General features: G+C 54.9%; 19 protein-coding genes. 16 read left to right on the top strand and 3 right to left on the bottom strand.

The window, feature by feature from the left end; genetic code table 11:
- Positions 1-2 precede the first annotated feature (2 nt).
- From glp to sepX, 3 genes are all read left to right on the top strand, one after another.
- A complete protein-coding gene (gene glp, locus CSTAT_RS09140; protein WP_075723185.1) occupies positions 3-1,268 on the top strand; it encodes a molybdotransferase-like divisome protein Glp in 1,266 nt (421 codons plus the stop codon).
- Between the two features lie 16 nt (positions 1,269-1,284).
- Entirely contained in the window at positions 1,285-2,022 is a 738-nt protein-coding gene (locus CSTAT_RS09135; RefSeq protein ID WP_075723184.1) for a GNAT family N-acetyltransferase, read from the top strand.
- Positions 2,023-2,216: 194 nt separating this feature from the next.
- A complete protein-coding gene (gene sepX / locus CSTAT_RS09130) occupies positions 2,217-3,749 on the top strand; it encodes a divisome protein SepX/GlpR (RefSeq protein WP_075723183.1) in 1,533 nt (510 codons plus the stop codon).
- Between the two features lie 108 nt (positions 3,750-3,857).
- Here sepX and CSTAT_RS09125 read toward each other — a convergent pair whose 3' ends face one another.
- A complete protein-coding gene (locus CSTAT_RS09125) occupies positions 3,858-4,415 on the bottom strand; it encodes a DNA-3-methyladenine glycosylase I (RefSeq protein WP_075723182.1) in 558 nt (185 codons plus the stop codon).
- Between the two features lie 108 nt (positions 4,416-4,523).
- Here CSTAT_RS09125 and CSTAT_RS09120 point away from each other — a divergent pair, with 108 nt between their 5' ends.
- Together CSTAT_RS09120 and CSTAT_RS09115 are read left to right on the top strand one after the other, a co-directional pair.
- Positions 4,524-4,937 (top strand): DoxX family protein, encoded by a 414-nt coding sequence (locus CSTAT_RS09120; protein ID WP_075723181.1) that lies wholly within the window; start codon positions 4,524-4,526, stop codon positions 4,935-4,937.
- Positions 4,924-5,613, top strand: a complete 690-nt coding sequence (locus CSTAT_RS09115; RefSeq protein WP_075723180.1) for a zf-HC2 domain-containing protein — start codon at positions 4,924-4,926, stop codon at positions 5,611-5,613. The genes CSTAT_RS09120 and CSTAT_RS09115 overlap by 14 nt, the downstream gene beginning before the upstream one ends.
- A gap of 28 nt (positions 5,614-5,641) precedes the next feature.
- On the opposite strand, the gene CSTAT_RS09110 is transcribed toward CSTAT_RS09115, so the two are convergent.
- Positions 5,642-6,796 carry an MFS transporter gene (locus CSTAT_RS09110; protein WP_075723179.1) on the bottom strand — a complete coding sequence of 385 codons (1,155 nt, stop codon included), beginning with the start codon at positions 6,794-6,796 and terminating at the stop codon, positions 5,642-5,644.
- Between the two features lie 235 nt (positions 6,797-7,031).
- On the opposite strand from CSTAT_RS09110, the gene CSTAT_RS09105 reads away from it, so the two are divergent.
- Positions 7,032-7,787: an SDR family NAD(P)-dependent oxidoreductase gene (locus CSTAT_RS09105; protein WP_075723178.1), complete on the top strand. Its 756-nt coding sequence runs from the start codon at positions 7,032-7,034 to the stop codon at positions 7,785-7,787.
- Between the two features lie 56 nt (positions 7,788-7,843).
- The gene (locus CSTAT_RS09100; RefSeq protein WP_075723177.1) at positions 7,844-8,602 is read left to right on the top strand and encodes an SDR family NAD(P)-dependent oxidoreductase; all 759 of its coding nucleotides are present in this window, start codon (positions 7,844-7,846) and stop codon (positions 8,600-8,602) included.
- 101 nt (positions 8,603-8,703) lie between these two features.
- Here the strand turns inward: CSTAT_RS09100 and CSTAT_RS09095 are convergent, their stop codons facing one another.
- Positions 8,704-10,224 (bottom strand): dolichyl-phosphate-mannose--protein mannosyltransferase, encoded by a 1,521-nt coding sequence (locus CSTAT_RS09095; RefSeq protein WP_075723176.1) that lies wholly within the window; start codon positions 10,222-10,224, stop codon positions 8,704-8,706.
- Between the two features lie 73 nt (positions 10,225-10,297).
- On the opposite strand from CSTAT_RS09095, the gene rsmI reads away from it, so the two are divergent.
- The 9 genes from rsmI (at position 10,298) to CSTAT_RS09050 (ending at position 23,544) form a co-directional block, all read left to right on the top strand.
- Positions 10,298-11,137 carry a 16S rRNA (cytidine(1402)-2'-O)-methyltransferase gene (gene rsmI / locus CSTAT_RS09090; RefSeq protein WP_156845113.1) on the top strand — a complete coding sequence of 280 codons (840 nt, stop codon included), beginning with the start codon at positions 10,298-10,300 and terminating at the stop codon, positions 11,135-11,137.
- 274 nt (positions 11,138-11,411) lie between these two features.
- Positions 11,412-13,187 carry a BCCT family transporter gene (locus tag CSTAT_RS09085; RefSeq protein ID WP_211273041.1) on the top strand — a complete coding sequence of 592 codons (1,776 nt, stop codon included), beginning with the start codon at positions 11,412-11,414 and terminating at the stop codon, positions 13,185-13,187.
- A 66-nt stretch (positions 13,188-13,253) separates the two neighbouring features.
- Positions 13,254-15,098 (top strand): methionine--tRNA ligase, encoded by a 1,845-nt coding sequence (gene metG / locus CSTAT_RS09080; protein ID WP_066795330.1) that lies wholly within the window; start codon positions 13,254-13,256, stop codon positions 15,096-15,098.
- Between the two features lie 925 nt (positions 15,099-16,023).
- Positions 16,024-17,301, top strand: a complete 1,278-nt coding sequence (locus tag CSTAT_RS09075; RefSeq protein WP_244892825.1) for an MFS transporter — start codon at positions 16,024-16,026, stop codon at positions 17,299-17,301.
- Between the two features lie 84 nt (positions 17,302-17,385).
- Positions 17,386-18,219, top strand: coding sequence for a TatD family hydrolase (locus tag CSTAT_RS09070; RefSeq protein WP_075723172.1), 834 nt, complete (start codon positions 17,386-17,388; stop codon positions 18,217-18,219).
- Positions 18,220-18,509: 290 nt separating this feature from the next.
- The gene (locus tag CSTAT_RS09065) at positions 18,510-19,676 is read left to right on the top strand and encodes a resuscitation-promoting factor (RefSeq protein ID WP_075723171.1); all 1,167 of its coding nucleotides are present in this window, start codon (positions 18,510-18,512) and stop codon (positions 19,674-19,676) included.
- 33 nt (positions 19,677-19,709) lie between these two features.
- Positions 19,710-20,603, top strand: coding sequence for a 16S rRNA (adenine(1518)-N(6)/adenine(1519)-N(6))-dimethyltransferase RsmA (gene rsmA, locus CSTAT_RS09060; RefSeq protein WP_066795317.1), 894 nt, complete (start codon positions 19,710-19,712; stop codon positions 20,601-20,603).
- Between the two features lie 52 nt (positions 20,604-20,655).
- On the top strand, positions 20,656-21,630 hold the full coding sequence (locus tag CSTAT_RS09055; RefSeq protein ID WP_066797784.1) for a 4-(cytidine 5'-diphospho)-2-C-methyl-D-erythritol kinase: 975 nt from the start codon (positions 20,656-20,658) through the stop codon (positions 21,628-21,630).
- 30 nt (positions 21,631-21,660) lie between these two features.
- A complete protein-coding gene (locus tag CSTAT_RS09050) occupies positions 21,661-23,544 on the top strand; it encodes an ABC-F family ATP-binding cassette domain-containing protein (protein WP_075723170.1) in 1,884 nt (627 codons plus the stop codon).
- The last annotated feature ends 124 nt before the right edge of the window (positions 23,545-23,668 follow it).

The raw sequence follows: 23,668 nt of genomic DNA, 5'->3' as shown, positions 1-23,668 counted from the left end.
TTATGCGATCAGTGGAGCAACAGCTGGCATTGGTAATGGATGCGGCTGTGAAGCCGGAACCGGTCCGTACGGCGATTGCTCATGCCTTGGGGCTGATGTGCGCTGAGGAAGTGCAAGCCAATCAGCCCCTGCCAGGCTTTCCTCAGTCAGTCATCGATGGCTATGCCGTGCGTGCGGTTGACGTCGGTGGCGAAAAGGCGATTGGTGCTCAACCCGAACAAGAGGGCGTGGAAGTTGAACGCTCTCTTCCCGTTGTAGGCGAAGTGCCAGCAGGCTCACGCCAGCCGCTGCGTCTGCAGCCGCGTCAAGCCGTGCGCGTTTACACGGGTGCGCCGTTGCCAACTTTGGCTGATGCAGTGTTGCCCCTGGAATGGACAGATCGCGGACGCAAGCGGGTTACCGCGCATCGCCCGGTGCGCTCCGGGGATTTTGTGCGCCGTGTTGGTGACGATATCCAACCCGGTGATGTTGCCGTTACTTCTGGCACCGTTTTGGGCCCTGCCCAGATTGGCTTGTTGGCGGCTGTCGGACGTTCCAAAGTCTTGGTCTATCCGCGTCCACGCGTAACAGTTTTGTCTTTTGGCCGCGAGCTTGTTGATGTCGACCGCGAGCCTGGTCTGGGCCAAGTCTTTGATGTGAACTCTTATTCTTTGGCGGCTGCTGCCAAAGAAGCCGGCGCGGATGTACAGCGCGTGGGCATTGCCCAAGGCGAACCGCGCCGGATTAAAGAGACTTTAGAAACGCATCTTTCGCGTTCAGAGGTACTAGTTATCTCCGGTGCCGTGGGTGGCGCGGGAGCCGAGGTCATCCGCGGGGTGCTAGAGCAGCTTGGTGATGTCGATACCTCCCGTGTTGCTATGCACCCTGGCTCAGTGCAGGGCTTTGGTCTGCTGGGTGAAAACCGCACCCCAACTTTTTTACTGCCGTCTAATCCAGTCGCAGCACTCGTGGTATTTGAAACCTTCGTGCGCCCATTGATTCGCTTGAGCTTGGGCAAGCGCGTGGCTAATCGCCGCGTGGTACGTGCTCGCGCGCTCAACCACATTGAATCGCGCCCGGGCCGTCGCGGGTTTATTCGTGCGCGCTTGATGCGTGATGCTGAAACTTCTGATTACTTGGTGGAAGGACTATCAGGTGCAACCGGTGCACCAGCGCACCTTTTGGCAGGTCTGGCTGAAGCTAATGCCATGGTGCGGATTCCAGAAGATGTCACCTCGATTCGTCCCGGTGATGTTGTAGACGTCATCTTCTTGTCCCAGAGAAGCTAAGCAGGTTTTATCCGAAGTGTTTAATCCCTTTGGCTGGCGCTTAGCGCGGCTTAGCCCAGCTGATGCCTCGGAACGTCATCCTTATCATCCTGGTTGGCCGGAAGTAACGCCTATGGTGCTGCTTCCAGAGTCCAAGAAATTTCCCCGCGAGCTGCGCGTGCGACTGCGTCCATTAGTTTCCACAGATAAAGGTGCGTGGCGTAGGCAGCGGATCGCGGATGAGAAGTTTCTGCGCCCTGTGGAACCTACCGCGGTGGGTTCGTGGAAAGATGCGCATTCGGAATCTAGCTGGCGCAGCCACTTCCACTACCTCGGATCGAGCGCCCGAAGCGGATTGCTTGTGCCCATGGTCATTGAGGTCAATGGCCAATTTGCTGGGCAATTGACCTTAGGCAATATCCAGCACGGCGGAATTAGCGATTGCTGGATTGGCTATTGGGTGTATTCCAAATACACAGGCGCCGGTGTTGCCACCGCTGCCTGCGGTTTGGGTGTCGATCATGCGTTTCATCGCATCGGCCTGCACCGGATTACCGCAACGTATATGCCGGAAAACCCCGCCTCCGGCAAAGTGCTGATGGCTAATGGTTTCCGGGAAGAAGGCTATTTACGCCGCAACTTACACATCGATGGCGCGTGGCGGGATCACCATTTTGTGGCTTTAACCCGTGAGGAATATTCCACCACCGCCATTGATCGCTTGTGCGCCTCTGGTCGCGTGCTGGGATATCTTGCCCGCACCAAACGCCCTTAATCCGTAAGGTTCTCTTTTGTCTTATAGAACATGTTCCCGACATAGCAGCGCGTGGTCTGAGAATTTTCTGGCAATTGATGCCTGCGCGCACTTTGCGCGGCGTGGCAGGAAACCACGGGTTGGCTTCGCACGTAATCTAGATTGAGATTTACTGTCTATTCATAAAGCCTAAGAGCGGAAGGTGGCCGAGGCTCGTGTCTCCAGGATTAGCGATTGTTCTTATCATCGTGCTGTGGCTTTTGATTTTGGCGCCGATTTTGTTGCGCGGTCAAAAACCAATGAGCCGTACTGGTGAGGCCTTTGACGACACCCGCGTGCTTTTTGAAGGGGACTCGGGCGCCCTTGAACCGCAACGCGGCCCAAAGCTGTCTGCTAAAGCTGCGCGCATCAAGGCTCGGAAAGACGCCGAAGCCGAGGCGGAAGCTAACACCGATGCTGCACAGGACGGAGCTGCCGAGCAAGCCGACGATGCGGCCGAATCGAACGAGGAGAAGCAGACCATTGCGGCTGCTGCCGCGCGCATCAAGAGCGAATATGACAATGCCAAAGCTCAGTCGGAAGCCGATAACAGCGCGGAGCCTGCAGAGGCTGCTGAGACCATCGAAGGCGAAATCGTCTACGAAGTAGAAGCCGCTGATTCGAAGAAAGCCACCGACTCTGCAGCATCCAGCGATGCTGACAGCGCTGCCGACGCCGCTGACGATATTGTTGACGTAGATGTAGTGGACGCCGAGGTTGAACAACCACAGCAGAAAGCACCTGCGCAATCAGCAATGCGCCCAGTCACCGTAGAGCTCAGCGATGAAGACCTGGATGCCCTCGAAGGTGGCCTCGATGAGGATGATGACATCTTGTTAGAAGATGAACCTCGTAAGGAATCGCCAAAGGCTTCGTTTGATGCTGAAGTATCTGCTTCCGAAAGCACTGTTTTCACCGCTCCTGCAGCGTATGAACTAGCTGATGATGCATATGAGATGGACGAAACCTACGTCTCTGCTGTTGACATGATGTACCCAGGCGCTGTCGATCCCGACACCGAGGCTAACGCTGATGCTGTAGCTGATGAGGAACTGACGAGCGCTGCTGAGCACAACACCGACGAAGACCTCGAAGATGGCGTGGGCGCTGATACGAACGAAGTAGCAGTCGCAGACGAGGATGTCACCCATTACGAAGTCAACCAGGAATTCGAAGAAGACCTCGTTGGCGCGGACTCCGATACAGAACTGTCTGAAGAGGAATTAGAATTCGCACAGTCACGCGTTGGCCGTGGAGGCTGGGATCCACAAGCAGATGCGGAGAATAAAGCAACGCGTTATCAGCGTCGCCAGCGCACCCTGATGGGGCTTGCCATTGTGGTCGTGCTGACCGTAGCCCTGGGAATTATCTTCGGCGGATGGCTGTGGTGGGCCGCCGCGATTGCTGGTGGTCTCACCATTGCTTACCTGGTTGCTTTACGTACTCAGGTCCGTCAGGAACAGCAACTGCGCGCCCGTCGTATTTCGCAGCTACGTCGTGCTCGTTTGGGTGTGCGCTCGGCACAAGATGAAGAACTTGCAATCCCGCGCTACCTCCGCCGCCCAGGCGCTGTCATCGTGGAAATTGATGACTCGAGCCCAGACTGGGACCACCTTCCTGAGATGCATGAAGAAGTAGAAGATATTCCGCAGCGCCCAGCACCACGTCGTATTCGTCGCGATGATCTAGCTGCCCGTCGCGTCGGCTAAGACCCTTTAGCTTAAATATCTAGCGCGTGCTTGCCCACAACTTTGAAGTGGGCAAGCACGCGCTTTTTCTATTGTCTCCGGATTCTCCTACGCTGCTAGATAGCAGACCTAGGCAGCATTTGAGCGCCGTTTAACAGCGGGCACCATACCCATAGCTTGAGCTAGTGCGGCAACCATCCGGGGTCCAACCATGGTGAAGTCATGAGCTTTAAGTTCTTGAGCTAACTCGGTGATCTCAGGTGTTTGTTCAATAAGTTCAGTTACGGTCTCACACTGGGTGGGATTGTCTGGCTGATGCGCCCACACCAAGGCAGAAACCCCGCCGTGTTCGCGTAAATTCACTATGGCCTTAGCATTATGCACCGCAGCGCTAAGCTTTCTTCTATTGCGGATAAGAGTCTTGTCGTGCAGCATGCCCTCGATGTCGTCGTGGTCAAATTGTGCGACAGCGTCCGGGTCAAAATTGTGGAATACCTCGCGCAATCGCTCGCGTTTATTTAAAACCATCGACCAATTTAAACCCGCCTGAAAACCTAATAGAGCGATAAGTTCGTAGAGCTCGTGTTCCTCAGTAATTCTGCGGCCCCATTCAAATTCGTAGTACTCACGGGTAAGGGAAGAGGCTTGCGCCCATTCTGGATAGGAATCATCATTAAAAGAAGTCATGCATTTTTAGACGGGCAGCTCTAACTAGAGGTTCCCAGGATATGAGCCATAGAAATCTCACACCCCGCGTATTCGTTGCCCAGTGGTTAACCGGGTAATCTGTTAGCCATGAACTCACCAATTGTCCGCGACGGCGCGCTGCTGATTTTCCGCGTGGTACTCGGCTTGGTGTTTATCGCACACGGAATTGATAAATTCTTCTTCCCAGGTATGGATGACACCATCGGACAATTTTCTGCCTGGGGGATTCCGCAGCCCCAAATTTTTGCGTGGGTAGTAGCAGTGGGTGAGATCGCCGCCGGCACCATGCTGGTCATCGGCCTGTTAGCGACATTTGCTGCAGGAATGCTTGCTTTATTAAGCGCTTTGTCCATTTACTTCGTGCACTTTAAAAACGGACTCTTTATTGAAGAGGGTGGGTTTGAGTACGCGGCGGTACTATGCGTGGCATTATTGATGGTTGTGGTATTTGGATCTGGTCGAGCAAGTTTGGATGGGGTGTTAAGCCGTGTTGAAGCATGACCAGGTCCAAGAAGCGCTTTCAGCTCGCATGGATGGCGAGGACTATGACCTTGAAGACGATGTCATTGACACCCACATTGCCCACTGCGAGAAATGCAAAGCCTTTCAGGAGAGCGCTGCGAAACTAACTTTCGCGCTGGCGCCCCAAACGCCGTTGGAACCATCGCAGGAACTAGCTGAAAATATCCTTGCACAGGTGGAACCAGAATGGCGCCGCGTATCTGGTGGACGTCTGGCAAGCCTGGCCGGCGCACGGGTCGCCCTAGTAGTTCTTGCCATCACTTTTGTCATTTGGGCAGTTACGCTCATTATTGCCTCCGGGCCTTTTACTGGTGTAGCAGAAGGCGGAGCAATGCTAAACCCTGACTCCAATCCAGTCGAGGCAGAGCACCTGATTGAAGCCGCAGCGCTGCGTTTAGGTCTTGCTGGCGGAATGTTCTTTAGCGCCTGGCGGCCTAACCTTATCGGTGGCCTGCTGCCGGTTGTGGGCACGGCATTTTTCTTCCTCACGGGCTTTGCTATGCGCGATATTGCGCTCGACACGCTTTCTACCAGCCAGGTTTATACACTCTGTGGCCTAGGGATCGCGCTCGCCGTGATGGTGTGGACATGGCTAGCTGATCGCGGATACTTCATCCGGCACATGTGGAAGAACCTCTCAGCAGACCCGTATTAGTAAGAACCCACTCATGCTGGGCTTTCGCTTAGACCAAGTACCCGCGCCGGATTTGTACCGCGCGAAGAGCCGCAGAGCCCACCGCTAATAACGCGATGAAGACCAGCGGTGCGCTGACACCTACGAATGGGTCTAGTACCTCAAAGATGAAGGGGAAGGCAAAGCCAAAGTAGGTAAAGACATAGTAGATACCGATGCCTGTGCCGTGTTTAGCAAGCGGAACATAGGTGTTAATTCCCACCAAACCTTCACGCAGGCAGAGCCCATATGCGGAGCCAAGCAACAGCGCTGCCAGGAAAAATTGTGCAACAGTTAAATCGTTTCCGCCGAAGGCCGCCACAGCGAAACCCAAGGCGGCGGAAATAGCACCTGCGGTTCCTGACTTGCGGCCCCACGAGAACTTGCGGCCTAAATACTGCATCACTAGGCCGGAACCAAAAGCTAGCCCTGACGATAGCGCTGGCAGCAGAATGGGGATATCGATATGTCCAGCTGCGCGAGCCGACAAAATTACAACGGATGTTGTAATGCAGCTAAAAACCCACAGTGCCATGGGCAAGGACACTGCTAGAGCCTTGCCCAAACTACGGTCTTGGGACGGACTGTTCCCGGATTTACCCTGGATAGGAACACGGGGTGCATCGCCAACAACAAGACCGGCCACGACAGCGATAGCAGAGAACGCCACGCTCACGGCGAATAGAAGCGCAATGTTCGCAGTAGATGCACCAATGAGACTTGTGGCTATCGGGCCGACCGCAAAGCCCAGCGTCAAAATAATGCCGGCTAAAGTTACTCCGCTGGCCCCGCCTACATGCCCAGCCCAAGCAGTGCCGGCACTAACAACTAGTCCCACTCCGATGCCAACGATAAAGCGTCCTGCTAATAACCACGCGCCCTCGTGCACAAAGAGCATGAGGAGATTCCCCAGGGCAGAAATAATACCGCCGGTAAGGACGATGAAACGTGGTCCAAAGCGATCTGCAAAAACGCCGCCTAGGAGCAAACAAGGCAGCATACCAATTGCATAAATCCCAAACGCGGCATTGACCAGAAGGCTTGGGACTCCTTGTTGGTCACGGATGATAACCAGGGCTGAAGCGAAGTGGTTGGCCGCCCATCCTGCGGTGAAAAGCAGGAGCGTGACTCCCATAAAAACACGGGCAGACTGGCGAGAACTCATGAGAAGCTACTTTATCGCCAAGCGGTGTTCTTTACCGGACTTTGGCTACTTTTATAACCCCGGTTACCCCAGCATGTAGGTGATTTACGCACGTCAAAAGAGCATCTTATTGATGGCTTAGGTCCCCCGCGATGCGCCTGTAGCTTTTGATCCACACCGAATGTTGCGCTGACTTTGCCTTCGAAAGTGCATGTGTGGGCGCCGAGGGCGAGCGCGGCAACTTTCATGTGTTCTGATGCCGTATCTTGCCGAGCACTTCGGGAGCTTCGGCATCGGCGCATCTTTAGCCGTACTCTATGCAGAGGCCGGATGCGACAGTGTCATTTCCTATATCGAAGCTGATGGTCACGACCCACAAGTTGTGGTCAAGGCAGTAGAGGCAGAAGGACGTCGCTGTATCGCTGTCCCATGTGATGTTTCCTCGGCTGCTGAAGTTGAGAAATTCGCACAAACCGCACTAGATGAGTTTGGACGTATTGATATTGCGGTAGCCATGGCGGGGATTTTGCGTCGTGCACCGTTGGAGGACATGACTGATGAGCGTTTCAATGACATGCTCGATATCGATCTCGTCGGTGTTCTTCGCCTTTTCCGTTCCACCGCAGCGCGCATGACTGACGGTGGTGCGATGGTTGCAGCTTCATCTATTGCGGGCGGACATTACGGTTGGGAAGAGCACGTCCACTATGCCGCAGCGAAGTCTGGTCTTCAGGGGCTATGCCGCTCCTTGGCAGTGGAGCTTGCTCCGCGAAAGATCCGCGTAAACACGATTATTCCAGGACTCATCGAAAGCCCTCAGTCGCTGGATGGAAACAATTCCCTGGGTAAGGACGGGCTAGATGCAGCGAGCAGCTATATCCCGTGGGGACGGGTTGGCACCACCGAAGAATGCGCCCGCGCGATTCGCTTCCTCACCTCCGATGACGCAGCGTTTGTCACCGGCCAGCAACTTATTGTTGACGGCGGACAAACCGTGCGTTGGCCTAGCTAGACCGCTGTCATGAATGAACTGAAGCATGGAGACATAGAAGGAGATACGAAGAAAAAATGGCTATTGGACCTCAATTAGAAGGCAAAGTTGCAGTTGTTACCGGGGCTGCCAGTGGTATTGGAGCTGCCATAGCGGAATTATTCGGCGAGCACGGGGCATCTGTTGCGGTAGTTGATCTCAACGCAGAAAAAGCGCAGAGGACCGTTGAGAATATTCTTTCGCAGCGTGGTACAGCGAAAGCCTGGTCCCTGGACGTGACCGATGGGGCGGCAACCGCAAAGGTAATGGACGAAGTCGCAGCTGAATTCGGCGGAATAGACATTCTAGTCACGGCAGCTGGAATCTTGGACCAACAAGACTTTTTGGAAGTGTCCGAAGAGACCTTTGAGCGCACCATTGGAATTGACCTCAAGGGAGTATTCCTGTCAGGACGATATGCTGCGCCCCATATGGTCAAGCGTGGTGGCGGGCGCATCATCAATATTGCTTCGCAAACTGCCATCAAGGGCGCAGTCAGCCTGGCACACTATGTCGCTGCCAAAGCCGGTGTAATCGGCATGACTAAATCAATGGCACTGGAGCTAGCAGAGCACAATATCTTGGTCAACGCCATTGCACCTGGCCCTATTGAGACTCCACTGTTTGACGGGATTACTCAGCAATGGCGTGATGAGAAGCAAAAAGAACTGCCTATTGGGCGCTTCGGCAGGGTGGAAGAAGTTGCACCTACGGCTTTGCTCCTAGCATCTTCGCCCGGCGGTGATATCTACACCGGTCAAACACTGGGGCCTAACTCTGGTGACATAATGCCATAGAAAATCTAAGCGGTGCTGCTCTTCGATATGAGGATGCAGCACCGTTTATTCATTTGCAGACGAGCCATCTCGTGTACACAACTGGCCAAGGTGCGTTTGGGCTAGCGCCAATTCGGTAGCCACATGATGGAGTTATACCAAGCCTCGGGGATGGTGTATCCGTACAAGATGGGGGAGAAGTACACGAACATGGCGATAACGGCGCCGAGGTAGCAGTAGGCGGCGACGGTGCCGCGTGGGGCGCGCGCAGGGATGAGCCAGCGCACCTCTTTGCCATGACCCACTAGTTGCCCAAGGGTAAGCGCCAAGGTCACGATGACAAAGGGAATCAATGGTGCAGCATAGAAGAAATACATCTGGCGGTCGTAGGCAATGAGCCAAGGGATGAATCCGGCGGCAAAGCCGACCAGTGGCGGGATGAAACGGCGGTCTTTGCGCAGCAGTACGCACCATAGCGACCAGAGCAAGACTGGGATGAGTAGCCACCAGATAATTGGGGTGCCGAAAAGATAGATCATTTGCCGGCATTCAGTGCCGTTGAAGCACTCCAGATTGGTATTGGAGTAATACAGAATCGGACGCCCGGCGACCAGCCATTCCACAGGCTTGGAATCCCAGGGGTGGGAGTGGCCCCCAGAAGTGGTCAGCGAGGCGTGAAATTCCAGCACGGAGGAGTGGTAGTAGAAAAAGTTCGCCGGAGTATCGGGGAACATCCGCAAGGGAGAATCCGCAGGCACCGTGCCATCGGCGACCGCGTGGCGGTAGACGGCGGTTTCAGTGCCAAACCAGTTGCGCCACGACCACAGGTACAAAGCAACCGGAAGGGCGACAAGAGAGGCAAGGGCGGCGGGGACATCGCGAAGCAAAGTGCCTGTGATATAACGCTTGATGCCGTAGCGGCGGCGCAGCCATAAATCGGCAAAGACGCAAGTAAGCCCGAAGAAAGCAATGTAGTACAGCCCGGACCATTTCACGCTGAGTGCAAGCCCGAGTGATACGCCGGCAGCAAAGCGCCACCAGCGAAAGCCGATGCGTGGACCGAATACAGAATCCCCGAGGCCGCCGTCGAGCCAGGCGGCATGCAGCCGATTGTGTACTTGCTGATGGTCGCGCACCAGTGCCCATGCGGCAACGACCACGAAGAAAGTAAGGAAGATATCCAGCATGCCGAACTTGGAAGTCACCAGTAGCACGCCATCAAATACAGCGATGATGCCGGCGAAGGTGGCTACTTGCCACGATGCGGTCAATCGTCGCGTAAGTGACATGATCATCACCACGGTGCCCACCCCAAAGAGCGCGGACATGACGCGCCAGCCCAAAGGGCTATAGCCAAAGAGCATCTCACCCCAAGAAATGATTTCTTTCGCCAACGGGGGGTGGACCACCAGGCCGTAGCCGGGGTTGAGCTCTATACCGGCCTTGGTCATGTCCCAGGCCTGGGGGACGTAGTGCTTTTCATCAAAAATCGGGGTACCTGATGACGTTGGCGCGGTCAGCCCGATAAAGCGGGTGATAAACGCTAGAGCAGCAATAACCCAGGTAGAAATCAGATCGGTGCGATGCCAGAAATAGACAGGGGGTGGCACCGGTGGCGCCAAGGGAGCAAACCGGGGTGGCACGGAGGTGTTCTGTGTACCGGGTTTTCCTGGGTGGGATTGAAGTCTAGGCACTCAAGTCATCATAATGGAAGATATGACCACTTCAGATCTTCCGCGCGGTGTAGTACTCGCAGCAACCCCATTGGGCAATATGGCCGACGCAACAGATCGACTAAAGCAGGGCTTAGCCACAGCTGATGTCATCGCTGCTGAAGATACCCGTCGCGTGCGCAACCTCGCGCAGGCTTTGGGGATTGAAATTCGGGGACAGGTAGTTTCCAACTTCGACCACAATGAAGATCAGCGTTCACACCAGCTTATCGATGCCGCCCGCACCGGCACGGTTTTAGTTGTCACTGATGCTGGCATGCCGTTGGTCTCTGATCCGGGGCATTCGATTGTGGTGGCAGCTGCCGAAGCGGGCGTGCCCGTAACGTGTTTTCCAGGGGCATCCGCGGTAACTACCGCTTTGGCTCTATCTGGTCTTTCAGTAGGACGGTTTATCTTTGATGGCTTTGTCCCGCGCAAAGCAGGGCAGCGTCAAAAGTGGCTAGAGAGCCTGCGTTCGGAATCGCGCGCGGTGGTCTTTTTTGAATCGCCGCATCGACTAGCTGAAACCCTGGCCCAAGCCGTGGAAGTGCTCGGTGCTGAGCGCAACGCCGTGGTGTGCCGTGAGCTGACAAAGAAATTTGAAGAAATTCGCCGCGGTTCCCTCGGGGAGTTAGCCGAGTGGGCAGTCGACAATGCGCGCGGGGAAATCACCGTGGTCTTAGATGGCGGCAGCGCGCAGGTTGTGTCCGTGGAATCTTTGCTGCCGGAGGTTGAGAAATTAGTAGCGTCTGGCATGCGTTTGAAAGATGCCTGCAAGCATGTAACTGAGGGGACTGGCGTATCTAACCGCGATTTATATCAAGCCGCACTGCAAAAACCTTAAGAAATAGCTGTTAGGCACCACACAAAAGGCGAAATGTTATACAACCGTTATTTTTCCGGGTGAAATGATCATCTTTCGTGAGGATAATGGCATTGTGCATGAAGTTAGCAGCAAACACGGGTTTTTGTGGCTCTTAGATTAATAGAATTAATATGTAAATCAATCCTTTTTATGTTGCCATTGCATCTGTTTTTCCAGCATCCTTTTAGCTATGACTATTGGAGATCCTGAAAATTCACAAGAAAGTCAGCCTGGCTCCGGCCAGGCTGAAAATATGGATGGGGGAGTCCCGCCACAGGTAACCGGGGAGGAGACTTACGAATCGAATGAATCTGCAACCGGTCAGCTAGCGTCCATGCTCGACACCGATTTCGATCCTTCTCAACACCAAGAAGAAGAGGTCGAACTCGAAGCCGACAAGAAGAACGCCAAGATTGACTGGACCGTCACTGGCATCGCAGCAGTGCTCGTCGCAGCTGTTGTGGTATGGGGTCTTGCCCTGCCAAACAGCTTTGCGGATTTTTCAGCGAATGCTTTGAGCTTTGTAGTGGACAACTTCGGTTGGGCGTTTATCTTGTTCACTGCCATATTTGTCGTATTCGTCATTGCAATCGCTGCGTCGAAGTTCGGTTCGATCAAACTGGGCGCTATCAATGAAGAACCTGAGTTTTCCACGGTGTCGTGGATTGCGATGATGTTTGCTGCCGGAATGGGCATTGGTCTGATGTTCTACGGTGCCTCTGAGCCATTGGCTTTTTACCGGGATGGCGTTCCCGGTCACGAGCCACAAGAAGTCGGAACTGCTATGGCAACCGCTATGTTCCACTGGACCTTGCACCCATGGGCGGTCTACGCCATTGTGGGCTTGGCTATCGCCTATTCCACCTTCCGTATTGGACGTAAGCAGCTTTTGTCTTCGGCCTTTGTCCCACTGATAGGGCAAAAGGGTGCTGATGGACCAATCGGCAAGCTGATCGATATCCTGGCTATTTTCGCTACCGTATTCGGCACTGCATGTTCTTTGGGTTTAGGTGCACTGCAGATTCAGGCCGGTCTACAAGCCTCTGGCTTGGTCGATAATCCATCGAATAGCATTGTTTTGGGCATTGTTTTGGTTCTAACGTTGGCCTTTATTTTGTCTGCGCTTTCCGGCGTGGGCAAGGGTATTCAGTACCTGTCCAACCTGAACATGGTTCTCGCCGCACTGCTGGCTATCTTTGTATTCATTGTTGGTCCGTCAGTAACCATCCTGAATATGGTTCCAAGCTCAATTGGCAACTATCTAGCTAACTTCACTGAGATGATCGGCCGTACTGCAGAATCTGCTGACGGCACTGCCGGTGAGTGGCTGTCCGGCTGGACTATCTTTTACTGGGCATGGTGGATTTCATGGTCCCCGTTCGTAGGCATGTTCTTGGCACGTATTTCCCGTGGCCGTAGCGTTCGCGAATTTTGCTTGGGTGTCCTAATGGTCCCTGCGGGCGTTTCTACTTTGTGGTTCGCCATCTTTGGCGGTACCGCTATCCACTTGGAGCAGACTGGTCGTTCTATCGTTGGCGAATCTACTGAAGCTGAGTTGTTCAACCTGCTCGAGTCCTTCCCGCTGGGTAGCATCGCAGCGATTGTCGCAATGATTTTGCTGGCTACCTTCTTTATTACCTCGGCGGACTCGGCATCCACCGTCATGGGCTCCATGTCCCAAAATGGTCGCTCTGATGCAACTCCGTGGCTGTCTGCCGTCTGGGGTGCCCTCACTGCTGCCGTAGGCTTGGTCCTACTGATGACCAATGAAGATGCACTAAGCAATCTGCAAAACGTAACGATTGTGGCAGCATCGCCTTTTCTAATCGTGCTCATCTTCTTGATGTTCGCAATCGTAAAAGACCTGCGCAATGACGTCATCTACGTGGAGTACCGAGAGGCTCAGGCGTTCCAGCGTAAATTAGCCCGTGAGCGCCGTATTCACCGTGAAATTCAGGAAAAAGAGGCACACAAGCGCCGCCGCCTAGAAAAACACAACAAGGTTGGCCCCAAAGTAAAGAAAAAGTAGATGCTCTAACTACTCAGGGCTAGGGCTAAATTCACAGACGTTGGCTCGTTGGATAAAGTAGAGACCATGACTGAGTCTCTCGTAGTTAACGTTGCCTGGCCGTATGCCAATGGACCCCGCCACATCGGACACGTGGCGGGGTTCGGCGTTCCTTCAGACGTGTTCGCACGCTTTCAGCGAATGCGCGGACGCAACGTACTCATGGTCTCCGGCACGGACGAGCACGGCACCCCACTGCTGGTCCAGGCTGATAAGGAAAACGTGAGCGTGCGCGAGCTGGCGGACCGCTATAATCGCCAAATCGTCGAAGACCTAGCTGGTTTGGGCTTGTCCTACGACATGTTTACCCGCACCACAACGCGCAATCACTACGCCGTTACCCAAGAGCTTTTTAAGGGCCTGTACGACAACGGCTACATGATTAAAGAAACCATGCAGGGTGCTATCTCGCCCTCGACAGGCCGCACACTGCCGGACCGCTACATCGAGGGCGAATGCCCGATTTGCCACGCTGACGGCGCCCGCGGCGACCAGTGCGATAACTGCGGTAACCAGCTCGACCCAATTGACTTGATCAACCCAGTTTCCAAGATTAACGGCGAAACTCCAGAGTTCGTAGAAACTGAGCATTTCCTACTGGATCTGCCAGCGTTGGCTGATGTGTTGACCGAATGGCTACACACCCGCGAAGACTGGCGTCCCAACACCTTAAAGTTCTCGCTCAATCTCATTAAAGATATGCGCCCACGCGCGATGACCCGTGATATTGACTGGGGTATTCCTATCCCAATCGAGGGCTGGGCAGAAAATGATGCGAAGAAGCTCTACGTCTGGTTCGACGCGGTTATTGGCTACCTGTCTTCTTCCATCGAGTGGGCATACCGCAGTGGCAACCCAGATGCGTGGAAGGATTACTGGCAAAATCCAGAAACCCGTCATTACTACTTCATGGGTAAAGACAACATCACCTTCCACTCACAGATCTGGCCAGCAGAACTGCTCGGCTATGCCGGCAGGGGCTCTAAGGGGGGCGAGCTACACAAGTACGGTGAGCTGAACCTTCCCACCGAGATCGTCTCTTCGGAATTTTTGACGATGTCCGGCTCAAAGTTCTCCTCGTCCAAGGGCGTTGTTATCTACGTCAAGGATTTCCTCAAGGAATTCGGCCCAGATGCACTGCGTTACTTCATCGCTGTTGCTGGCCCAGAAAACAATGACACCGACTTCACCTGGGATGAATTCGTTCGCCGCATCAACAATGAGCTGGCCAATGGCTGGGGCAACCTGGTCAACCGCACAGTCTCCATGGCGAATAAGAACTTCGGTGAAGTCCCAGTCCCAGCAACTCTGACTGAGGCTGACACCAAGATACTTACCTTGGCTGAGGAAACCCTTGCTACCGCTGCAGAATACTTGGAAGCATCCAAGTTCAAGGCTGCGATCACCGCGGCAATGCACGTGGTTGGTGAGACCAACGCTTATATCGCAGACCAAGAGCCATGGAAGTTGGCGAAGGATGAAACTCAGCGTGAGCGTCTAGCTACCGTGCTGTGGACTGCGTTGCAGGTAGTGTCTGACTGCAACGTCATGCTCACCCCATTCCTGCCGCACACTGCGCAGAAGGTCCATGAGACTCTCGGCCGCACCGGTGTGTGGGCAGCGAAGCCACAAATCCACGAGGTCCAAGACGACATGCCTGTGGATTTGACGGGCACCAACCTGCCAGAGGAAGGTCATTCTTACCCCATCATCACAGGTGACTACGACGCGCAGCAGGCAACGTGGGCGCGCGTTGATGTCGTTCCTGGCACAAAGCTCGAAAAGCCCAAGCCACTGATTGCGAAGCTGGATCCGGAACTCGGTGTTACCGGCCCGGAGTGGGCACCGGTTATCCCACGTGACGAGGCTTAAGTTCCTTTTTGGACTGCTAAGGCGCCAAGCAGACTGTTTCTGCTTGGCGCCTTATTGATCTTGAAGGAAATAAGATTAGCCGATTTGGCAGCCGCCATCGATGACAAGAGCCGTCCGGATCCTAATTGACGAGTCGTGACTGGCAAAGAAAGCGATGGTTGCGGCGAGAGTTTTTGCATGGGCGCGGCGTATCCTCGGGAGCCACGTCAGCAACGGCTTAATACATGAGCAATGTTGTGGATACCCGTAGGGATACCAGCGCATTGACATGGATTCAATCGACTACAGATTTCAACGCTGAGGCTTCGGTTGGCTCGATAAGGCCTGACTTGGCGCTGGCATCGGTTTCGCAGCCAGCCGGTCCCAAGGCACAGAGATCGACACTGTACTGCTGATAGTGGCGTTTGCAATCCCTAACCTACAATCTTTTAACAACCTACAAGCGGCCTCCGGCTTCCCTCCATGGATCTGGGGCCACCAAAAGCCGGGGACGCGAAAACTGCCGATGGGGTGGAAGAATCTGGGGACCATCGAGTTTGGTTTGTAATGCGCTAGACGCGATTTTCGCGGACCCGCAGAAGTTCGAATGTTGCTAATCGCAGATATTCAAAGCTGCAATGTAAGCCGCACTTTATTGGGGGATAAACGCGTCCCTTGAGCAATTAACACGGTCTTAGGTTCTGCTGTGGGTTAGGCGTTGTGTCAGTTTTCGAGTGGGTGGCGTAGCGTATACGTGAACGCTTTTTTAAAGCAGCGTTCCTTTAATCTTTTATGTCTCTTGCGCTGTGTGCGCTCTAATTTTTCTCCTTCGCATTGTGAGATGCCGCTTAGGCACAGTAAGTCTGAGGACGAACTGGGCCGGGCTGCGTCGAGCAATGCTTCTTTATGGCGCAACAACAAATATTTAATGAAGGTGGTGGACTGCGTGGCTAAGAAGCTCACGGTGGGATTCGGGCTAGCGGTTATTGCCGTGGCGTTTACCGCGATAAACCTGCGCGCAGGAATTTCATCCTTAGCGCCGGTAATTGGGCAAGTGGCTGACTCCTTCGGGGTTAGCAATTCCACAGCGGGTATTTTGACCTCACTTCCGGGATTTTGTTTCGCCATTATGGGCTGGTCGGCGGTCCCGATTGCGCGCCGTTTAGGGCTTTCGCCCACTTTGGTGGCCGGCAGCGTTGCTTTGCTGGTGGGTTTGGCAATTCGTCCCTTTGTCAATAGCTACTGGCCATTTCTCTTGCTCACCGTTTTGCTCATTGCCGGGATCGCGGTAGCAAATATTCTGCTGCCCGCATGGGTTAAAGAGCACAGCCAGGGGACCCACCAAGTGCGGTTGATGATGATCTACACCGCAGTTCTGGGTGCATCTGGTGCGGTTGGTCCACTATCGGCGTTGCTCTTTAGTGGTTCTTCAGCATGGCGCTGGAGCTTGGGAGTCTGGGTCGTTCCTGTCGTAGTGCAGGTTGTGGTTTGGGCAATCGTGCTGAGCAGGACCAAAAAGGATGTGCCGTCCGCTGGTGTCATGTCGGATCCGGAGGCGCTGGTAGAAGAGCTCGAAAATGCAGAGAAGAAACCGGCTAAAACCCTGCCGGCACAGCCTGTTTCAGACCCAGGAGGCTCACTCATCAAGTCGCCCACGGCGATTGCGATGATGCTATTTTTCGGTATTCAATCCTCCGGTGCTTATGCCCAGATGGGTTGGTTGCCAGCTATTTTGGTCGAATCCGGAGTCAGTGAAGCAATCTCGAGTATCGCACTAGCGGTGCTCGGCGGCTTTAACGTTATCGGTGGCGTGCTTATGCCGTGGCTGCTCTCACGTCTTAACAGCGTGGTTTCCTTGCCGGTCATTCTGGGTGTTGTCACTGCTGGTGGTTGGCTTGGTGTCATGTTCGCGCCCACTGCCGCGCCACTGGTGTGGGCATCGATGCTGGGAGTTGGCGGCATGTGCTTCCCACTTGCACTGGCACTGCTCACCGCACGGACCCGCTCCCCACTGGTCACCGCGCGCCTTTCTGGCTTTGTCCAGCCAGGCGGCTACATCATCGCCGGTATTGTCCCATTGCTCATGGGCTTTTTATACTCGGCGACTGGCACCTGGGATGCGGCGCTGATTCTGGTTACTGTCATGAGCTTGGCGCTCATCATCTTTGGCGTTCGCGCAGCGCGCAATGTCTTTATTGATGATGAGCTTGCGCGTCAGCAGTAAAAATCTCTAGCTAGAGCGCAAATTTTTCTCACGGGAGTTCTCCCCGGATAAGCCACCCTGCGGGGTGGCTTTTATACTAGGGGCATGTCGAAGAAGAAGCCACGTCCAACTCCAGTTCCGGCAGAGGGGTTGAGCGGAATGATTGATGCACATACCCACCTGACCTCGTGCAAGGATGAGATTTCATCGCTGCTCGATCGTTTTGTGGCAGCCGGGGTTGAACGCGTGTGCACTGTAGGCGATGGTATTGATGAGGCTGAGCTTGCTCTACAGGCAGCACAAGGCCATGATCGCATTTTCGCCGCATGCGCTATCCATCCCACCAAGGCGCACACCTTAGATGATGAGGCGAAGTCGCGGCTGAAAGCGATGGCAGCCGATCCGCGCTGCGTGGCTGTGGGGGAGACTGGGCTGGATGACTACTGGACGCAACATGCGCCAGAAGACACCGCAAGCATGGAGGTTCAAGAACTAGCTTTACGATGGCACGCTGACTTAGCCGCCGAACTAAATAAGACGCTGATGATTCACAACCGCGAGGCTGATACAGACCTGATGCGGGTGCTGGGGGAGTGCGCGCAGGCGCCCAATATCATGCTGCATTGTTTTTCTTCGCCGCTCAATGTGGCCAAGGAAGCGCTCAATCGCGGCTACATTTTATCCTTTGCGGGCAATGTCACTTTCAAGCGCAATGAAGAACTACGTCAAGCTGTAGCATTAGCGCCAGCTGAGCAGATTCTGATTGAAACCGATGCTCCTTATATGACTCCAGAGCCATTTCGAGGCTCACGCAATGAGCCATCGCTGATTGGACATACCTACCGCGTTGTAGCTGAAGTGCGCAATCAATCGGTAGAAGAGCTGGTAGAACAGGTCCGGGCCAACTTTGACCGGGTTTTAAGCCCGCACAACGCATAAAGCGGCACAGCCTGTTATGCGTTCTGCGGCATAGGCGCGTCCGCGCCCTAGGTCTCGCGGGGAGATGTGAGAAACTTCACGGCCGGAGTCCGCGCAGGTAATGCGTGTTGGTTGTGATGGGTGTGAATGAAGTTCGATAAGTTGTGCGGCCTGTCGTGAATATTTAGAAAGTCACGCAGTGTTATCGTATCGTTACTCATTGTTGTCCTGATGGTTGTAATTGACTGAGTCAAAACAGCCGTCGGGAAAGTTGCAAATTTCAATACCCCCAAGAAGCTCTAGAAGGTTCCATGTCTACCACGCACCACATCAAGCGAATCAATAACACGCGTTCGCTACCACTGCGCCTGGCAACAGGCGGCATGCTGGGCACCCTTGCAGTTGGCGGCGTTGTTGCTGTCAACGCGCAAAAAGATGTCACCGTGGACTTAAACGGTGAGCGTATTGAACTTGCAACCTTCTCCTCTGATGTCGAAGGCGCGCTTGCTGCAGCTGGCGTTGAATACGCTGATGATGACCTCATCTATCCAGCGCCGAGCGAAGATTTAAATAGTGGTGAATCCATCACGGTGCGTACCGCAAAGCCTGTGGCTGTTACGGTAGACGGTGAAGAAAAGACCATGAAGTCTACCGCGTTGACGGTAGATGACCTGCTGAGCACCATGGACGGTGTAGCACCCGGCGCAGCCGTTTTGGCTGGCGATGAGGAAGCCACAGCAGGCGACAAGATTACAGATGGGATGGAATTGGAGGTCGTGAGTCCAAAGATCGTCTCCATTAAAGACGGTGGCAAAGTTACCTACACTTCCATCGCGGCCAAGACCGTCGGGGATGTATTAAAAGAGCGCGGCATCAAGGTTGACTCTGATGACCGCGTTTCCCCCGGGGTAGAGGAAAAGCTCACCCCAGGCACCAAGATCGTCGTGGACCGCGTAGAAGTACAAGAATTCGATCTGACCGAAGACTTTGACGCTGAACCAAACTACGTTGATGATGAAAACTTGGAAAAGGGCGAAGAGCGCGTCGTCGAAGAAGGCATGCCAGGTGAGCGCGAGCGCACCATTAAGAAGGTTCTTGTCAACGGCAAGGAAGAGTCCAAGGATGTCATCTCCGAAAACATCCTGACCAAGCCACGTCCAGCGACGATTGCCCGCGGTACGAAGGAAGCAGCACCTGAGTCTTCCGGTGCCAGCGCACCAGCAGTTGCTGGCGGATCCGTGTGGGATGAACTTGCGCAGTGTGAGGCCACCGGCGACTGGCACATCAACACCGGCAACGGCTACTCCGGCGGTCTGCAGTTTAACGCGCAGACCTGGCAGGCCTACGGTGGTGGAGAGTATGCACCACAGGCTTATCAGGCATCCCGCGAGCAGCAGATCGCTATTGCAGAAAAGGTCCAGGCAGCTCAGGGCTGGGGCGCATGGCCAGCATGTACCGCTTCGATGGGTCTGCGCTAATACTAAAACCGTATCTGCGATAAATTAGAGGGCATGTCAAAGTTATTAGGGCCCGTTGAAATTCGCGACCTAGCGGAAAAGCTAGATGTCAGCCCCACCAAAAAGTGGGGTCAGAATTTTTTGCATGACCCCAACACCATCCGCCGCATTGTTGCCGCGGCGGATTTATCTGCCGATGACCACGTGGTCGAGGTCGGCCCTGGCCTCGGGTCTTTAACCCTAGGGCTTCTAGACGAAGTTCAGCATGTCACCGCGGTCGAAATCGATCCGCGCCTCGCTGGCGAGCTGCCTTCCACTGTTGCATGGCGCGCGCCAGAGCACGCGGATAAGCTCACTTTGCTTCACAAAGACGCTCTGCGTATCGATGCAGAAGAATTAGGCGAGCCCACCGCACTGGTTGCGAACCTGCCCTATAACGTTGCGGTGCCGGTGCTATTGCACCTATTGGAGCTTTATCCAACGCTGAAGCGCGTGCTGGTCATGGTGCAGCTAGAAGTTGCAGATCGCCTCGCCGCGGATCCAGGCTCCAAGGTTTATGGCGTGCCCAGCGTAAAGGCCTCCTTTTATGGCAACGTGCGCAAGGCCGGGAACATCGGCAAGCATGTCTTTTGGCCAGCACCCAATATCGAATCCGGCCTAGTACGTATCGATTTATATCCACCGCGCGAGCGCCCAGCGAAGCTTTGGCCGCTTATCGATGCCGCCTTCGCCCAACGCCGCAAGACCCTGCGCGCTGCACTTTCTGGCTTTTATGGCTCGGGACAGGCTGCAGAGCAAGCACTTCGTGCGGCAAATATTGAGCCGACGCAGCGCGGCGAAAAGCTCAGCATTGATGACTTTGTGCGACTCGCAACTGTCGAGGCGAGCTTGGACAGTTCGCGCGACCACGAGGCTGAGGAAGATAACGAAGGAGCCACACATGAGTGATCTGACTGGTTCCAACGATCCGAATGATCCTTATTGCCGCGTGCCAGAGCGCATGCCGAACTTGCAGCGCGAGTGGAAAGCGCGCGCCTATGCAAAAGTAAATCTGCACCTTGGTGTCGGGCCCGTGCGCGACGATGGCTTTCACGAGCTGTCCACGGTCTTCCAATCCGTAAATATCTACGATGAAATTACCTTGCGTATCCGCGATAATGTTCTTGACCGCGGAAAATCACCTGTCGCAGGACCATTGAAAATTACAGGTCCCACCGCCGCCGGTGTTCCCACCGACGAAAGCAACTTGGTGTGGAAGGCCCTCGATAGGCTAGCGCTGCACATCCCGCTGAGCTATCCAGCCCTGGATGTAGAAGTCCATAAGCAAATCCCTGCCGCCGGGGGAATGGCCGGCGGCTCTGCGGATGCTGCTGCGGCGTTGATGCTTGCGCAGAAACTGTATGCAACTTTCTTTGAGTTGGAAATCGCTAGCGCCGATATCCTGCAAGAAATTGCCGCTGATTTGGGCTCCGATGTCCCTTTTACCATGATGGGCGGTACCGCTTTAGGCAAAGGCCGCGGCGAGGTTTTATCACCGATGCTCACGCGTGGGGAGTACCACTGGTGCTTCATTGCTTCTGCACAGGGACTGTCAACGCCAGCCGTCTTTAAAAAACTTGATGAGATGAGGGAGGCATCGGCAAGCGCTGGCGATGGCTCTTTAACGCCGACCCTGGATGTTACTGACACGGCCCAAGCCCTAGTCTCCGGCGATGTGCACCGCCTGGCCAAGGTTTTAAAAAACGACCTGCAGCCAGCTGCTTTATCCCTGCGCCCCGACTTGCGCAAGACCATGGAAGTGGGAATGGAAGCCGGCGCATTAACCGGCATTGTCTCCGGATCGGGTCCGACGATTGCCTTTTTATGCGAAGACGCAGCCCAAGCCGAAGATGTACGCAGCCAAGTCACCCTCGAAATTCCCAAGACGCGCGGCTACGTCGCAAGCTCACCAGCACCCGGGGTTCGGATCTACTAGGGGCAATGGGGCTAGAATTGATGACTAACTATGGCAAACCTCATCAATTTAGAAACAGTCACTAAATCCTTCGGTCTAAAGACCCTTCTGGATAATGTCTCCCGCGGCGTACAAACCGGCGACCGCATCGGCATCGTCGGTGTCAACGGCGGTGGTAAAACCACCTTGCTGGAAGTACTTACCGGCATTGAAGAACCTGACTCCGGACGCGTCTCCCATAACTCTGGCCTGCGCATGGCCGTGGTCACCCAGCGCTTTGACCTGGATGAATCCATCACCATTGCCGATGCCGTTATTAAGCCGCTGGGGCTTGAGACTTACGAATGGGCATCGAATGCCAAAGTCCGTGACGTGCTCGGCGGGCTAGGCATTGTCGAACTTGGCCTTGATACGGTCGTGGGGCAACTCTCTGGTGGGGAGCGTCGCCGCGTTAACCTCGCTGCGGCCTTGGTCCAAGATGTGGACCTAGTGGTCTTGGATGAGCCGACTAACCACCTGGATGTAGAAGGCGTGCAGTGGCTGGCCAGCCACCTGCTTGCCCGCAAAGTGGCCGTCATCGTGGTTACCCATGACCGCTGGTTCTTAGACACCATTGCTACCTTGACGTGGGAAGTCCACGACGGTCAAGTGGATTCTTATGACGGTGGCTATAACGACTGGACTTTCGCACGTGCTGAGCGCGCACGCCAAGCTGATGCGATGGAGCAGCGCCGGCAAAACCTTGCGCGTAAAGAGCTAGCCTGGCTGCGCCGTGGCGCACCTGCGCGTACGTCGAAGCCACGCTATCGCATTGAAGCGGCCGAAGCCTTAATCGCTGATGTTCCGGCCCCACGCGACACCGTGGAGCTGATGGCCTTTTCCAAACAGCGCCAAGGCCGTGTGGTCATTGAATTAGAAGATGCCACCATCACCACGCCTGATGGCCGCGAGTTAGTAGAAAACCTCACCTGGCGCCTGGCACCTGGCCAACGCATCGGTTTGGTTGGTGTGAATGGCTCCGGCAAGACCACCTTGCTACGTACCTTGGCGGGGGAGAACAAGCTTGCTGAAGGCCGCCGCATCGAAGGTCAAACCGTGCGCTTGGGATGGCTGCGTCAGGAATTAGACGACCTAGACCCCAACCGTCGCCTGCTGGATGCGATTGAAGACGTCGCGACCTATGTGCACATGGGCAAGAAAGAAATGTCGGCCTCACAGCTAGCTGAAAGGCTGGGCTTTAGCCCTAAGCGCCAGCGCACTCCGATTGGTGATCTCTCCGGTGGTGAGCGCCGCCGCCTGCAGCTGACCCGCGTGCTGATGGCGGAACCTAACGTGCTACTGCTCGACGAGCCCACCAACGACCTCGATATCGACACCCTGCAGGAGCTAGAGTCCCTGCTTGATTCCTGGCCTGGCACACTCGTGGTTATCTCCCACGACCGCTATTTAATCGAGCGCATCGCCGATGACACCTATGCGCTTTTCGGCGACGGCAAATTAACCAACCTGCCCGGCGGCATTGAAGAGTATCTCAAGATTCGCGCGGAGCACGAAGCCGCCAATCCCACAGGCGCGCTCAACCTCGGTGACGTTGCAAATACCTCTGAGGCATCGCCTAGCGAGGCCTCCAGCGTGGATTCTGCCTCCACTGGTGCTGCAGGGGCGGCTGCGAGTTCTACCCCGGCAGCAGCTCCGCAGTCACGACTGTCTAATCAAGAACAGCGCGAGATCACCAAGAAGATGAATGCGCTTGAGCGCAAGATGGGCAAGCTGGACCCGCAAATTGCCAAGATTAACGCCGATATGGCCGCGGCAGCGCAGCAGATGGACACCGAAGCTCTCACGCGTCTAGATAGCGAACTCAAGGAGCTAGAAGCCGAACGCGAAAGCTTAGAGATGGAATGGATGGAGCTCGGCGAAACTCTCGAGTCCTAGGGGGTTGCTCGCTATCGCTGCGCAACCCAGGGAAATTGCGCAACTCGCCGCGGCTGCGTGAGTTCTCAGACAAAAGCCGTGAGGCTGGGATGCGGCTGGCAATTTAATCACAATGCGATAAAGT

Origin of the sequence: Corynebacterium stationis (assembly GCF_001941345.1) — a bacterium.
In the GTDB taxonomy this organism is placed as follows: Bacteria; Actinomycetota; Actinomycetes; order Mycobacteriales; family Mycobacteriaceae; genus Corynebacterium; species Corynebacterium stationis.
Note: the sequence above shows the minus strand (reverse complement) of the source record. Positions and strands in the feature narration are given on the sequence as shown.